12 protein-coding genes and 1 pseudogene are annotated in these 13,545 nt (G+C 64.6%); 11 read left to right on the top strand and 2 right to left on the bottom strand.

Going from position 1 to position 13,545, the window contains the following annotated elements; translation table 11 throughout:
* Window positions 1-239: 239 nt before the first annotated feature.
* The 6 genes and pseudogenes from dnaE to HW932_RS05880 form a co-directional block, all read left to right on the top strand.
* Window positions 240-3,830, top strand: a pseudogene (gene dnaE, locus HW932_RS05900) (DNA polymerase III subunit alpha); the annotation flags it as partial.
* 75 nt (window positions 3,831-3,905) lie between these two features.
* On the top strand, window positions 3,906-5,162 hold the full coding sequence (locus tag HW932_RS22165) for a helix-hairpin-helix domain-containing protein (RefSeq protein ID WP_425485110.1): 1,257 nt from the start codon (window positions 3,906-3,908) through the stop codon (window positions 5,160-5,162).
* 79 nt (window positions 5,163-5,241) lie between these two features.
* A complete protein-coding gene (locus HW932_RS05895; RefSeq protein WP_176975558.1) occupies window positions 5,242-5,550 on the top strand; it encodes a type II toxin-antitoxin system HigB family toxin in 309 nt (102 codons plus the stop codon).
* The gene (locus HW932_RS05890) at window positions 5,540-5,899 is read left to right on the top strand and encodes a helix-turn-helix domain-containing protein (RefSeq protein ID WP_176975557.1); all 360 of its coding nucleotides are present in this window, start codon (window positions 5,540-5,542) and stop codon (window positions 5,897-5,899) included. The genes HW932_RS05895 and HW932_RS05890 overlap by 11 nt, the downstream gene beginning before the upstream one ends.
* Window positions 5,900-6,086: 187 nt before the next feature.
* Window positions 6,087-6,617, top strand: coding sequence for a metal-dependent hydrolase (locus HW932_RS05885; RefSeq protein WP_176975556.1), 531 nt, complete (start codon window positions 6,087-6,089; stop codon window positions 6,615-6,617).
* Window positions 6,610-7,677: an ADP-ribosylglycohydrolase family protein gene (locus HW932_RS05880; protein ID WP_176975555.1), complete on the top strand. Its 1,068-nt coding sequence runs from the start codon at window positions 6,610-6,612 to the stop codon at window positions 7,675-7,677. Before HW932_RS05885 ends, HW932_RS05880 begins: the two co-directional genes overlap by 8 nt.
* Before the next feature lie 27 nt (window positions 7,678-7,704).
* Here HW932_RS05880 and arfB read toward each other — a convergent pair whose 3' ends face one another.
* On the bottom strand, window positions 7,705-8,124 hold the full coding sequence (arfB, locus tag HW932_RS05875) for an alternative ribosome rescue aminoacyl-tRNA hydrolase ArfB (protein ID WP_176975554.1): 420 nt from the start codon (window positions 8,122-8,124) through the stop codon (window positions 7,705-7,707).
* A gap of 150 nt (window positions 8,125-8,274) precedes the next feature.
* On the opposite strand from arfB, the gene HW932_RS05870 reads away from it, so the two are divergent.
* From HW932_RS05870 to HW932_RS05850, 5 genes are all read left to right on the top strand, one after another.
* The gene (locus HW932_RS05870) at window positions 8,275-9,471 is read left to right on the top strand and encodes an RtcB family protein (RefSeq protein WP_176975553.1); all 1,197 of its coding nucleotides are present in this window, start codon (window positions 8,275-8,277) and stop codon (window positions 9,469-9,471) included.
* A 32-nt stretch (window positions 9,472-9,503) separates the two neighbouring features.
* Window positions 9,504-9,986 (top strand): hypothetical protein, encoded by a 483-nt coding sequence (locus HW932_RS05865; RefSeq protein WP_176975552.1) that lies wholly within the window; start codon window positions 9,504-9,506, stop codon window positions 9,984-9,986.
* Between the two features lie 44 nt (window positions 9,987-10,030).
* A complete protein-coding gene (locus HW932_RS05860) occupies window positions 10,031-10,585 on the top strand; it encodes a hypothetical protein (RefSeq protein ID WP_176975551.1) in 555 nt (184 codons plus the stop codon).
* Window positions 10,586-10,787: 202 nt separating this feature from the next.
* Window positions 10,788-11,156 carry an HPF/RaiA family ribosome-associated protein gene (locus HW932_RS05855; RefSeq protein ID WP_176975550.1) on the top strand — a complete coding sequence of 123 codons (369 nt, stop codon included), beginning with the start codon at window positions 10,788-10,790 and terminating at the stop codon, window positions 11,154-11,156.
* Between the two features lie 139 nt (window positions 11,157-11,295).
* Window positions 11,296-12,225, top strand: a complete 930-nt coding sequence (locus HW932_RS05850; RefSeq protein ID WP_176975549.1) for an SDR family oxidoreductase — start codon at window positions 11,296-11,298, stop codon at window positions 12,223-12,225.
* Between the two features lie 19 nt (window positions 12,226-12,244).
* On the opposite strand, the gene HW932_RS05845 is transcribed toward HW932_RS05850, so the two are convergent.
* Window positions 12,245-13,501, bottom strand: a complete 1,257-nt coding sequence (locus HW932_RS05845; RefSeq protein WP_176975548.1) for a glycerate kinase type-2 family protein — start codon at window positions 13,499-13,501, stop codon at window positions 12,245-12,247.
* Window positions 13,502-13,545 lie beyond the last annotated feature (44 nt).

Below are 13,545 nucleotides of genomic sequence, written 5' to 3'. Positions count from 1 at the left end.
GAGTTTTGGGGTATTTCAAATGCCGGGGCCGTTCGGTTCCGGATCATTCGCGCCGCCGCTCGGAGCCGATCCAATCCAAGTCACGGATCTAGCGAGGCTTTCCGCGACCCTCCGTCAGACACCTATCCCAAACCCGATTTCGATGGATTTTTCCGTCTCGGACAGGGGCGGGTCCGGCCGTTAGACTAGCGTCCCCCGTTCGGGGTCGCCCCCCTTCTCAGCCGTCGCGCAGGACTTCCGTGGACCCAACCTTCGTACATCTGCATCTGCATTCCGAGTATTCGCTGGTCGATGGGCTGGTGCGCATCAAGCCGCTGGTCAAGGCGGTCGCGGCGGCCGGGATGCCGGCGGTCGCCGTCACCGATCAGGGCAACCTGTTCTCGCTGGTGCGCTTCTACAAGGCCGCCGTGGGCGCTGGGGTCAAGCCGATTGCGGGCGCGGATCTCTGGGTGCGGAATCCGGAAGACGCCAATCATCCGCATCGCCTGGTGCTGCTGGCGCAGGACGAGCCGGGCTATCGCAACCTGACGCGGTTGATCTCGCGCGGGTTCGTCGAGGGGCAGCATCTGGGGGTGGCGCAGGTCGAGCGTGACTGGGTGCTGGAGGCGCATCAGGGCTTGATCGCACTCTCGGGCGGGCCGCGCGGCGACGTGGCCGAGGCGCTGCTCAAGGGTCGACCCGAGATCGCCGGTCAGCGGCTCGATGCCTGGCTGTCGGTGTTCGAGGATCGCTATTACCTGGAGCTGATGCGTACCGGACGCCCCCAGGAGGGCGAGCTGGTCGAGGCGAGCGTGGATCTGGCCATCCGGCGCGGCGTGCCCGTGGTGGCGACCAACGACGTGAGATTCCTGGCGGCCGGTGACTTCGAGGCCCATGAGGCGCGTGTCTGCATCCATCAGGGCCGCACGCTCGACGACCCGCGCCGTCCGCGCGATTACAGCGAGGAGCAGTATCTGCGCACCCCGGCGGAGATGGCTGAACTCTTTGCCGATCTGCCCGAGGCGCTGGAGAACACGGTCGAGATCGCCAAGCGCTGCAATCTCGAACTCCGGCTGGGGAAGAATTATCTGCCGGTGTTCCCGGTGCCCGAGGGCATGACCACCGACAGCTTCTTCGCCGAGCAGTCGCGCCGGGGGCTGGAATGGCGGTTGGAGCGGATTCTCGATCGCGCCGCGCCTGAGTATGCCGAGCGGTGTCGGGTCTACGAGGAGCGGCTCGAAACCGAGCTTGCCGTCATCATCCAGATGGGCTTTCCCGGCTACTTCCTGATCGTGGCCGACTTCATCCAGTGGGCCAAGGACAACGGCATCCCGGTCGGGCCGGGGCGCGGTTCGGGCGCCGGCTCGCTGGTCGCCTATGCGCTCAAGATCACGGATCTCGACCCGATCGAGCATGAGCTGCTGTTCGAGCGTTTTCTGAACCCCGAGCGCGTGTCCATGCCCGACTTCGATATCGACTTCTGCATGGAAGGGCGCGATCGGGTCATCGACTATGTGGCGCGCAAGTACGGGCGCGAGGCGGTGTCGCAGATCATCACCTTCGGCACCATGGCGGCCAAGGCGGTGGTGCGCGATGTCGGGCGCGTCATGGGGCATCCTTACGGCTTCGTCGACAAGATCGCCAAGATGGTGCCCTTCGAGCTGGGGATGACGCTCGATAAGGCGCTCAAGGAGAGCGAGGATCTCAAACGCGCCTATGACCAAGACGAGGAGGTGCGGGCCATCCTCGACATGGCGCGCAAGCTGGAGGGGCTGACCCGCAACGCCGGCAAGCACGCGGGCGGCGTGGTGATCGCGCCCACGGTGCTAACCGATTTCGCGCCGCTCTATTGCGAACCGGGCGGGGTGAATCTGGTCACGCAGTACGACAAGGACGATGTGGAGCAGGTCGGGCTGGTCAAGTTCGACTTCCTGGGATTGCGCACGCTCACCATCATCGACTGGGCGCTCAAGACCATCAATGCCGGGCGTGCGGCCAAGGGCGAACCGCCGCTCGACATCGAACGCATCGATCCGCGCGATCAGGAGGCGTTCGATCTGCTCAAGCGCTGCGAGACGACGGCGGTGTTCCAGCTCGAATCGCGCGGCATGAAGGAGCTGATCAAGAAGCTCCAGCCCGATTGTTTCGATGAGATCACGGCGCTGGTGGCGCTGTTTCGGCCCGGCCCGCTGCAATCGGGCATGGTCGACGACTTCATCGAGCGCAAGCATGGACGCGCCGAGGTCGCCTATCCGCATCCGGACCTGGAGCCGATCCTCAAGCCCACCTACGGCATCATTCTGTATCAGGAGCAGGTGATGCAGATTGCGCAGGTGTTGGGCGGCTATACCTTGGGCGGAGCTGACTTACTTCGAAGAGCCATGGGCAAGAAAAAGCCCGAAGAGATGGCCAAGCAGCGCGAGACCTTTGAGCAGGGTGCGCTAGCGCGTGGAATCGATGGTCAGCTGGCGTCGCATGTATTTGATTTGATGGAGTATTTCTCCGGTTACGGCTTCAACCGCTGTGTCGTTGGTGACACGCTCGTTGCCGACCCGGCGACCGGTGAACGCCGCAAGGTCAAAGAGATCTACCGTAACGGTATCGCCTCGGTCGCCAGTCTGATGCCGGATCACCGCATGGGCCGGAGTTCGGTGGTCCAGGTGATGGAGAACGGCATCAAGCCGGTCTTTCGGCTCAGAACCTCGCTGGGCAAGACGCTGCGTGCGACCGGCAATCATCCGCTCCTGACGGCGAGTGGCTGGAAGCGTCTGGATGAGCTGAAGGAGGGCGACCGCATTGCCTCACCGTCACGGCTGCCGATCGAGGGTCAGGAACGCTGGCCCGAGCACGAGCTCATCACGCTGGGCTGGGTCTTGTCGGAGGGCAATACCTGTCATCCGAGCGGCTTCTATTTCTACAACAAGGATGAAGTCGCCAGAGACGATTTCCTGGCTGCTGCGAGCGCCTTTCCCGATACGCAACCCACGGTGCGTCTCAGGCCGGAACGGGCTGATACCTGGTGCGTCTATGTCGGAACCGGGCGCGATACGCGCATTCGTGTCGGCGGTGGTCATAGTTTCACGTCGCGCTCGGGCGCGCGTCTGTGGCTCGAAGAGCTGGGGATGATCGGTCACAAGGCGCCGGACAAGCATTTTCCCGCTGGTGTGTTTCGCCTCGACAACGCTTGTTTAGCCGTCTTGCTCGGACGGCTCTGGTCTGGGGATGGCTATATCGCAGGCGCTTCTAGAAACAACATGACTCCCTATTTAGCGAGCGCCTCACAGCGTCTAGCTAGCGAGACTCAGCATCTGCTGTTGCGCTTGGGTATTGTCAGCCGACTGACCGAAAAGCGCTTTCCCTATAAAGATGGACGCATCGGATATACGCTTTATCTTGTCGGTCGACGCAGCATCGAGACATTCGTCCAGGTCATCGGTCCACATCTGGTCGGACGAAATGTTCAGCTCAATTATTTGTGTGACTATCTAGCTCAGACACCCGCTGATCGCGAGTCGATCGATACGCTGCCGTTTGAAATCAACGAAACGATCAGACGCTATAAAGACATCAGCGGTTTGACTTGGAGTCAAGTTGCTGGTGGTAGCGGTGTAACTGTTAGCATCAATGGATTTTATGGCTCAGAGAGGAATAGGGCGCCAAGAAGAGGCTTTCGTCGCGCCACGATCCGCAAGCTGGCTGATTTCTTCGGGGCCGACGATCTGAGACAGGCCGCCGATGCTGAGATCTTCTGGGAGCGTATCGTCGCCATCGAACCCGATGGCGCGGCCATGACCTATGACCTGGAAGTCGACCACACTCATAACTTCGTCGCCGACGACATCATCGTCCATAACTCACACTCAGCCGCCTACGCCCTAGTCAGCTACCAAACCCTCTGGCTCAAGGCGCACTATCCGGCTGCCTTCATGGCCGCCGTGCTCTCGGCGGACATGGACAACACCGACAAGGTCGTCACCCTGATCGACGAATGCCGGACGATGAAGCTCAGGGTCGAGCCGCCGGCCATCAATCGCTCCGACTATCACTTCACCATCGCTGACGACAAGACCGTGGTCTATGGTCTGGGCGCGGTCAAGGGCGTGGGCGAGTCGGCGATCGAGGCCATGCTGGAGGCCCGTCGTGCCGGCGGTCCTTTCCGCGACCTCTGGGACTTCTGCGGACGCATCGACCTGCAACGGGTCAATCGCCGCGTGCTGGAGTCGCTGGTCCGCGCCGGCGCGCTCGACGAACTCGGACCCAACCGCGCTACGCTCATGGCTCATCTGCCGCTGGCGCTCAAGGCCGCTGAGCAGTATCACAGCACCCGTGCCGCCGGTCAGGTCGACCTGTTCGGTGCGCTCGAACCCAGCGGGCCGCCCACGCCGGACCCGCAACTCGCCCGTGAGACCCTCGCCGACTGGGAGGACGAACAGCGTCTCCAGGGCGAAAAGGAGACGCTCGGACTCTATCTCACCGGACATCCGATCGACCGCTACGAGGACGAACTCAAGGCGATGGGCGGGGCGCGCATCGCCCGCTTGCTGGAGACCGATCGCGAACTCGGGCGCCGCGACCGGCGCGACCGCGAAAAACGCACCGTCGTCGGTCTGGTGGTCGGTGTGCGACATGGCAAGACCCAGCGCGGACGTATGGGCTCGGTGGTGCTCGACGATCGCACCGGACGCATCGAGGCCACGGTCTTCTCCGAACTCTATGAACAGGCGCGTCATCTGCTGGTCGCCGATCAGATCCTGAGCATCACGGGCGCGCTCAACTTCGACGAGTTCCGCGACGCCTGGTCGCTGCGCGCCGACAGCGTGCGCACCTTCGAGGAAGCGCGCGCAACCGCCGCCGACCATCTGCTCCTGACGCTGGATCTGTCCGATCCGGCCGTCCATGCGCGCGGACTGGAGCGGGTCGAGGAACTGCGCGCCGTGCTGCTCGCCCATCGCGATACGGCGCGCGAGACCAGTGTGCCGATCCGGCTGATCTACCGTCGCCCCGGTGCTGTGGGCGAGCTGATGCTGGGGAGTGCCTGGCGCGTTCGTCCGGCCGATGCCCTGCTCAAGCAGTTGCGCCAGTTGTTGGGTGCCGAGAGTGTCCGCGTCTCTTACGAGCGCCCGGTCCAACAGGCCCCCATGCCCGATTTACAGCCACCGCCACGCCTGCGGGCGGTGTCCTGAGGGCGTCCGGTATGTCCTATCACCCCCAAGATACCTCACTTTCTTGCTGTCCTCCCGTAATGGGAGGTAAAGTGACCCTATGCGTATCATTGCCAAGAGCACCTTGAGAAAGTTCTGGGAGCAACCTCAGTACGCCGATGCAAAAGGGCCGCTGGAGAGTTGGTACGACGAAGCCGTGCAGGCGCGCTGGATCTCACCGCAGGATGTCAAGGCCCAATACCGCCATGCCAGCATCTGCGGCAATCACCGTGTCGTCTTCAATATCGGCGGCAACAAGTACCGGCTCGTTGTGGAGATGCAGTACCGGGCCGGCATTGCCTGGGTCAAGTTCATCGGTACCCATGCACGGTATGACGAAATCGATGTGGAGACCGTCAATGAATATTAAGCCGATTCGGAACGATGACGACCTGCGCACCGCTTTCGAGCGTCTCGAAGCCATTTTCCAGGCGCCCGAAGGATCGCCGGAAGCGGATGAAATGGAGATCCTGGTCGCTTTGGTCGAAGCCTACGAGAACCGGCACTATCCAATCGGGCCGGCCGATCCGGTCGAGGCGATCAAATTTCGCATGGAGCAGCAGGGGTTGGCCGCAAAGGATCTGGAACCCTATATCGGTTCGAGCGGTCGGGTTTCGGAGGTCTTGAACCGCAAGCGACCCCTGAGCCTGCGGATGATCAAACGCCTGCACGATGGTCTGCGCATCCCCTATGAAAGCCTGCTGTCGCAAGCTCATTGAATTTGATCCGGCTCGCTCGTCCCGCCGATACCCTTTCTGCACCATCAACTTTTGCGGCCTTCAAGGACATGGCTAGCTGTCGAGTCCCGCCCCGGACTGTCCGGGAGTCTTCGGTGAAGCTCGGTTCCGTGTGTAGCGGTTTGCGCTAAACTGGCCGGACCCGCACTGACTCAGCATGAGCGCACCCATGCCGTTCACCCCCCTGCATCTGGGACCGGGAATCGCTCTCAAGGCCGGACTCGGCGAGCGCTTCAGTCTGCTGGCCTTCGGTCTGGCCCAAGTGGCCATGGATCTCGAACCACTGATCGGACTCATCTCCGGTGCACCGATCCTGCATGGCGTCACCCATACCTATCCGGCCGCGCTGGTCATCGGACTGGCTGTGGCCGCCATCACGCCACCGCTGGGACGTCCGATCCTGCGCCGCTGGAATCGAGAGCTGACCTATTACCGTCTCGACCGACTGGTTCGACCGGCGATCCTGGTACGCGGATCAGTCATGCTGGGCGCCTTGAGCGGAACCCTCTCGCATGTGGCGCTCGACAGTCTCATGCACGCCGACATGCAGCCACTGTCACCCTGGTCGTCGGCCAATGGCTGGCTGGGAGCGATACCGATGTCGGCGCTGTTTTGGGGCTGTGTGATCAGCAGCGTCCTCGGAGCCGCTGTCTGGCTGATCCGCCGTTGGTTCGAGCGTTCTGGAGGCCGCCATGCCTGATCCATCCATCCCGGATTGCAAGGCTATCGTCGGCTGCTTGCTCGGCACAGCCGTTGGCGATGCACTGGGCCTGCCCTACGAGGGATTGTCGCCCCGACGCGCCGCGCGATTGCTCGGCCCACCGGAGCGTCAGCGACTGCTCGGGCGCTGGGGCCTGGTATCGGACGATACCGAGCACACGGCCATGGTCGCGCAGGCCCTGATCGCCAGCGGCGGCGACCCGGAACGCTTCCGCCGCTCACTGGCCTGGCGGTTGCGCTGGTGGTTTCTGGGGCTGCCGGCCGGTGTCGGCTGGGCCACACTGCGGGCGATCCTGCGTCTCTGGATCGGGATTCGCCCCGAGCGCAGCGGGGTCTATTCGGCGGGCAATGGTCCGGCCATGCGCGCGGCCATCCAGGGCGTGACGATCGCCGATCCTGAATCACTGCGCGCCCTGGTTCGCGCCAGCGCCCGTCTGACCCATACCGATCCCCTGGCCGAGCAGGGAGCCTGGGCCGTGGCCTGGGCGGCACGGATGGCCAGCGCGGGTCCAGTCGACCCGGCACGCTATCTCGCCGAGGTGCGCACGTCACTCGGCACCGAGGGTCAGACGCTCACGACCCTGATCGAACGCACCGTCGATTCGGTCAGCCAGGGCGAGTCGACCGAAGCCTTTGCTCAAAGTCTGGGATTGGCGCGCGGCGTCTCGGGCTATGTCTGTCATACGGTGCCGGTGGCCCTGCACGCCTGGTTGTCGCATCCGCGCGATTACCGGGCGGCCGTCGTGGCCGTCATCCGCTGCGGCGGCGATGCCGACTCGACGGCCGCGATCGTCGGAGGGATTCTCGGCGCGTCCGTGGGGCGGGAGGGGATTCCCGGCGACTGGCTCAACGGGGTGATCGAGTGGCCGCGCTCGGTCGTCTGGCTGGAACGGCTCGGCGAGCGTCTGGCCGAGAGCCGGACACCAGGAGCAACGGTGCGACCGCTACCGCTGTTCGTGCCCGCAGTGCTGATCCGCAATGCGTTCTTCCTGCTGGTGGTGCTGGCCCATGGCTTCCGGCGTCTGGGGCCGCCGTACTGAGGCGCGCATCGACCAACGCCTCAAGCATCAGTCATCCGACGGTCGACGCCGCTGCTGCTTGAGCCGACTCTGCACCTGCTTGGCTTGGAGCCGCCGTTCGCGCGAGGCCCGGGTCGGCTTGGTGGCGATACGCCGCTTGGGACGGTGGAGCGCCTGACGGATCAGACCGGCCAGCCGCTCGCGCGCATCCTCACGATTGCGCTCGCGTTCGCGGAAGCGATGGGCCTCGATGGTGATGACGCCGTCCTGATCCGCGCGCCGTCCCGCCAACTGCACCAGACGGCGGCGGACGTCCTCGGGCAAGGCCGATGAGCCGGCGGCATCGAAGCGCAGTTGCACGGCGCTCGCAACCTTGTTGACGTTCTGACCGCCGGGTCCGGGCGCGCGGATGAAACGCTCGGACAACTCGGCATCGGGGATGAACACTGTGGGCGTGATCTGGAGCATGGTTGGATTGTGACAGGCACGGGCGAAGCGCGACAGGGTGTCGTGAATCGGCGCGTTATACTTTTCCTCAGAGCCGGCCTGAGTCCGCCGCTGCTCAAGGCCGTGAAGCCATACAGTCCCACTTCCGTCGCTTCGAGCACAAGAACCGACATGACCATCAAGCAAGTCATCACCGACGGCGACAAGCCGATCAAGGTCTGGACCGACGAGCTGGACGCGCTCTCGCGCGAGCAGTTGGTCAACCTCTCCACATTGCCGTTCATCCACCGTCATATCGCCGCCATGCCCGATGTCCATGCCGGCATGGGCGCCACCATCGGCAGCGTGATCGCCACCGACAAGGCCATCATCCCGGCGGCCGTCGGCGTGGATATCGGCTGCGGCATGGCGGCGGCGCGCACCTCGCTGACGGCCGATCGGCTCGACCCCTCGGCACTCAAGCGCGTCTTCGACCAGATCAGCCGCGACGTGCCGGTCGGACGCGATCAGCACCGCGACGACCGCGCCCGCACCCAGGCCGCCGAACCCTTCGCCGACCCTCTGGCGGCGCTGACCGACAAGCATCCCCAACTGCGCAAGGCGTTCAAGCGCTTCGACAACTGGGTCAACCAGCTCGGCACGCTCGGTAGCGGCAATCACTTCATCGAGGTCTGCCGCGATGAGGACGATCGGATCTGGGTCATGCTGCACTCGGGCAGTCGCGGCATCGGCAACGCCATGGGCACCTATTTCATCGATCTGGCACGGCGCGAGATGCAGCGCTGGATGATCCAGCTCCCCGACCGCGATCTCGCCTACTTCCCCGAGGGCACCCAGTACTTCGACGACTATGTCGCCGCCGTGTCCTGGGCGCAGGCCTATGCGCGCGCCAATCGCGAACAGATGATGCTCCTGGTGCTGGCCGCGCTCGAACGGCATCTGCCGGCCTTCGAGCTGACCGACGCGGTCATCGACTGCCACCACAACTATGTCGAGCGCGAACATCACTTCGGGGCCAATGTCTGGGTGACGCGCAAGGGCGCGATCCGGGCGCGTGAAGGCGAACTGGGGATCGTGCCGGGCAGCATGGGCGCGCGCAGCTACATCGTGCGCGGCAAGGGGAATCCCGAGAGCTTCTGTTCCAGCGCCCACGGCGCCGGGCGGCGCATGAGCCGCACCGCCGCCGAGAAGCAGTTCACGGCGGCTGATCTGGAGGCCCAGACCCAAGGCGTCATCTGCCGCAAGGACAAGGGCGTACTCGACGAGATCCCCGGCGCCTACAAGGACATCGATCAGGTCATGGCCAATCAGGCCGATCTGGTCGAAGTCGTGCATACCCTCAAACAACTGGTCTGCATCAAGGGGTGAGGTCGCCAATGCCGATCATCTGGATTTTATCCGTGTGTTGGTTGAGCCTGAGCCTGCCGACCCAGGCCGACGACTGGAACGCCCGGCTGTCGGATGGCTCCGGCGTCGAGGTCGATGCCTCCACCCATCGCGCCTGGCGCTTGGAGGACGGCCGACGCACCCCACTTTGGGATGGTGTGCATCGCCTGGAGGACGGCTCGGTCGTCATCGTGCGCGACGGCGTGGCGGTGCCGAATCCCGACATGCTGAAGACCTGGAACGAAGCGCCGCCACGCCGAACGGACGTGACGGAACGCGAGTCCGAGACCTGCCGCGAACTGGTCCGGCGCGTCTGCGGCGAAGGCGAGGGTGAGAGTGCGGCCTGTGCCGGCAGCGAGCCATGCCGGCTGGCGCGCGAGCTGCTGAAGATGTCCGCCGAATCCCTACCCCTGGAGGCCGAGATCCAGGCCGAATCGTCCGTCGGCGCCCAGTGTCGCGAGGCCCTGACCAACCCCTTCTTCGCGCCCTGCCGCTGAACCGTCCAACCCTCGAAACGCTCTACTCATATTGGAATCGATTCATGGCATTACGCATCAAGAGTCACTGGAAGGACGACGAACGCGAGCGCTCGCTGCCCGAGATCGCCAGCGCCTTGGCCTACATCGCCTGGCGCATCGCGCTCGACAAGACAATCAACCTGCACTGTGAGCGCTTCGTCTATCGCGACGACGTCCAGCGTCTGGCCGTGATCCAGGAATATCTGGTGTTCCTGGTCCAGATCGCCGACCGTCTGGCGCACGCCGATCTGGACGAAGCCGACCGGCGCACCCTCATCGTCGAATTCGCCAAGAAGCTCTTCGGTCATGTCCAGGACAACAGCCAGGATCTGCTCGGCCCAGGCGACTACGGCGCACCCTTCATCGCCCTACTCGACACCCGCTCCGGCGAGTATGCCGAGTTCCAGTTCGCCGACGACGGCCCCAGCTACGCCTTCCTGCGTCATCTCGGCCATGAGATCCAGTCCATCATGGGCGAGTCGGAGGAGAATCGCTGGGTCATCGATCAGGTCATGGACAAGGACGGTTGGGACGCTTACAAGCACTTCGCACGCGCCTATCGCAACCTCTTCGAGTGATTCGGTCTTGCATTTCGCGCGCTCGGACGCCATGATCCGCCTGCCGTCGCGCGTCTCATGCCGTGCCCCCCTTGCCTCCAGAGACACTTCAGCGACGTGTTCAATCGACGAGGCGCTTGCCCTCAGAGTCAATCCGCTCGATCCCCGTCGTCGCGATCACACGCGCCCAGACCGGCGACCGAGTCCATGGAGAATGTCACGTATGGTCCTAAAGATAGGCGGCGATATGCTGGCGCTGGACGCCGCTATCCGTCGTCAGATCGAAACGGAAGCCCGTAAACTCACGGATCGCTTCCCCGGCGAGCCGATCGAGGCCCAGGTCAATGTTCAGGAAGAGTTCGACCAGTTGCACGGTCATCGCGTGCGCTGCGAACTGAGCGCCAAGCTCGGCGCCGGTCGTCAGGTGGTGGTGCGTGAGGCGCGCAAGGTGGCCTCCGAGGCTATCAGTGAGGTTTTCACCACCGCCCGCCGCAATGTGCGCCGTCTGCGCCGTCAGAGTGTCCTCGATCTCGCGCCCGCACCCAAGACGGTCGCCGTGCGCGCTGCCAGTGCTCAAGTCGCAACCCGTTGACGCCTGCGATCGCACCGACGCCGATCTTGAGCGACAGGTCTCCGCACCCATCTAGTGGGCATTCGGCCATGCGTGGTCCGGCGCTCGTCCATCCATTCGACGCCGGCGCGGACTGGATTCAAACAGAGGAGAGCCTCCAATGAAGGTTGCGATCATCGGCGGGACCGGATTCGTCGGTCTGCACATCACACGTCATCTGCTGGCGGCCGGCCATGTGCCGCGACTGCTGGTGCGTCCGGGCAGCGAGCCCAAGGTCGAGCGTCCCGAGTCGTGCGAGATCGTCCACGGCGATGTGACCGATCTGCCCTCGCTGGTGGAGTGCGTGCGCGGCTGTGACGCGGTCATCTATCTGATCGGCATCCTGCGCGAGTTTCCCGCTCAGGGCATCACCTTCGAGGCGCTCCAGTATCAGGGCGTGGTCGACACCATCGCCGCTGCGCAGGAGAACTGTGTCGGGCGCTTCGTTCTGATGAGCGCCAACGGCATCCGTGCCGACGGCACCGCCTATCAGCGCACCAAGTACCGGGCCGAGCAGGCGCTCAAGGAGTCGGGATTGCGCTGGACGATCTTCCGTCCGTCGGTGATCTTCGGCGATGCCGAGGGGCGGATGGAGTTCTGTTCGCAGCTCAAGAAGGACATTATCGACAGTCCGCTGCCGGCGCCGCTGTTCCACGCCGGTCTGCTCCCGACCAAGGCCGGACTCTTCGAGCTGGCGCCGGTCAGCATCGAGGACGTCGCCGCTGCCTTCGTGCTGGCGCTCAGCGAATCGCGTACCGAGTCCCAGACCTATTCGCTGTGCGGTCCCGAGCGGCTGAGCTGGAAGGCGATCCTGGCCACCATCGCGGCGGCCTCGGGGCGCACCAAGATGATGGTTCCGGCCCCGGCGCTGGCGATCAAGGCGGCGGCCGGTCTCCTCGACCGCTTCCCCTGGTTCCCCATCTCGCGTGATCAGATCCAGATGCTGATGGAAGGCAATGTCTGCACCGAGAACGACGGCTTTGCACGTCTCGGACTGACGCCGACGCATTTCGGGGTCGATCAGCTCGGCTATCTGGCGCGCCGCGACTGAGCGAGTCGGGTCATCGGGTTCAGAGCGGCGACGGGGCCTTGTAGCCGAAGATCAGATCCATGACATTGGTTCCGGTCGGCCCAGTGCGGATGAGATCCCCGCTCGCCTCCAGGAAGCGCCCGGAGTCGGCTCGCGCCAGACAGGTGCGGGCATCGAGCTCGATGCCACCGAGTTCGGCCCGCTCCAGCGTTCCGCCATCGACCAAGGCTCCAGCGTCCTCGGTCGGTCCATCGCTGCCATCGGTACCGGCACTCAGAAGCCAGACGTCATTGCGTCCCGCCAGCTCGATCGCGGCCGCCAGCGCCAGATGCTGATTGCGACCACCGCGTCCGGGGTGTTCAGGGAGCCGGATGGTCGTCTCACCGCCCCAGACATGCAGACCCGGTGCGCCGTCGATGAGCGTCCGGGCGAGCGCGCGGCCCTGGCCGGCGGCGTCACCCTGGATGAGATCCGGATGCAGCCGGACGCGCCACCCCTTGGACTCGGCGGCCTTGGCAACCGCCGCCTTGGCCATCGACAACGTAGCGACCAGTTCCATCTCGGGACCGTACTCCGGTAAAGTACCGCGCTCGGCGAGTCCGCGCGCGACCCAGCCCGCCAACCAATCCGGTAGAACGAGTCGCCCGACCTGATCGGCCAGATCCGGCACGGGCGCCAGCGGTCCCGAACCGATGACGCCCGGCGTATCACCCGGTACGTCCGAGATGGCCAGTTGCCGGATGGGCCGCCCACCGAGGTGCCGCAGCAACCCGCCCGCCTTGAGACGCGAGACCGACTGACGCACGCGATTCATGCGGCCGATCGGCAGTCCGCTACCGAGCAACCAGGCATTGATGGCGCGCAGTTCGGCCAGTCCCAGGCCGCTGACCGGCGCCTCGATCAGCGCCGAGGCGCCGCCGGAGAGTAGGAACAGGAGTCGGGTTTCAGCGGGTAGCCGGTCGAGGCTCGCCAGAAGACGTTCGCCGGCCGCGAGACTGCCGGCATCCGGCAGCGGATGGCCGCCGAAATGGATCTCGATGCCCAGCCCTAGCAAACGCCCCGGATCGGCATGTCCGGGCTTGGTGACGAGCATCCCGCCCCGGCAGGCATCGCCGAGTACGTCGAGTGCGCCCAGGGTCATGGATTCGGCTGCCTTGCCGATGGCCGCGATCCAGACCGGCCCCGTGATCGGGCGCGTACTGAGCGCACGTTGCACCGAGCGCGTGCCGGAGACGGCGTCGAGCGCGACGGCCAGTAGTTCGAAGAGTGTATGACGCGGGTTCAGCGTAGGCTGCATCGATGGCCGTCAATTGACTGATTTCAATGTGTTCGCATCGGTTT

It is taken from the genome of Allochromatium humboldtianum, from assembly GCF_013385175.1.
Classification (GTDB): domain Bacteria; phylum Pseudomonadota; class Gammaproteobacteria; order Chromatiales; family Chromatiaceae; genus Thermochromatium; species Thermochromatium humboldtianum.
The sequence above is the reverse complement of the archived record's forward strand: the minus strand, read 5'-3'. Positions and strand labels throughout refer to the sequence as shown.

What these genes read in the sequence shown, in the direction of transcription:
- HW932_RS05850 (WP_176975549.1), top strand. Translation starts at nt 11,296, where the DNA reads ATGAAGGTTGCGATCATCGGCGGGACCGGATTCGTCGGTCTGCACATC.
- HW932_RS05860 (WP_176975551.1), top strand. Translation starts at nt 10,031, where the DNA reads ATGGCATTACGCATCAAGAGTCACTGGAAGGACGACGAACGCGAGCGC.
- HW932_RS05855 (WP_176975550.1), top strand. Translation starts at nt 10,788, where the DNA reads ATGGTCCTAAAGATAGGCGGCGATATGCTGGCGCTGGACGCCGCTATC.
- HW932_RS22165 (WP_425485110.1), top strand. Translation starts at nt 3,906, where the DNA reads ATGGCCGCCGTGCTCTCGGCGGACATGGACAACACCGACAAGGTCGTC.
- HW932_RS05885 (WP_176975556.1), top strand. Translation starts at nt 6,087, where the DNA reads ATGCCGTTCACCCCCCTGCATCTGGGACCGGGAATCGCTCTCAAGGCC.
- HW932_RS05890 (WP_176975557.1), top strand. Translation starts at nt 5,540, where the DNA reads ATGAATATTAAGCCGATTCGGAACGATGACGACCTGCGCACCGCTTTC.
- HW932_RS05880 (WP_176975555.1), top strand. Translation starts at nt 6,610, where the DNA reads ATGCCTGATCCATCCATCCCGGATTGCAAGGCTATCGTCGGCTGCTTG.
- HW932_RS05845 (WP_176975548.1), bottom strand. Translation starts at nt 13,501, where the DNA reads ATGCAGCCTACGCTGAACCCGCGTCATACACTCTTCGAACTACTGGCC.
- HW932_RS05870 (WP_176975553.1), top strand. Translation starts at nt 8,275, where the DNA reads ATGACCATCAAGCAAGTCATCACCGACGGCGACAAGCCGATCAAGGTC.
- HW932_RS05895 (WP_176975558.1), top strand. Translation starts at nt 5,242, where the DNA reads ATGCGTATCATTGCCAAGAGCACCTTGAGAAAGTTCTGGGAGCAACCT.
- arfB (WP_176975554.1), bottom strand. Translation starts at nt 8,124, where the DNA reads ATGCTCCAGATCACGCCCACAGTGTTCATCCCCGATGCCGAGTTGTCC.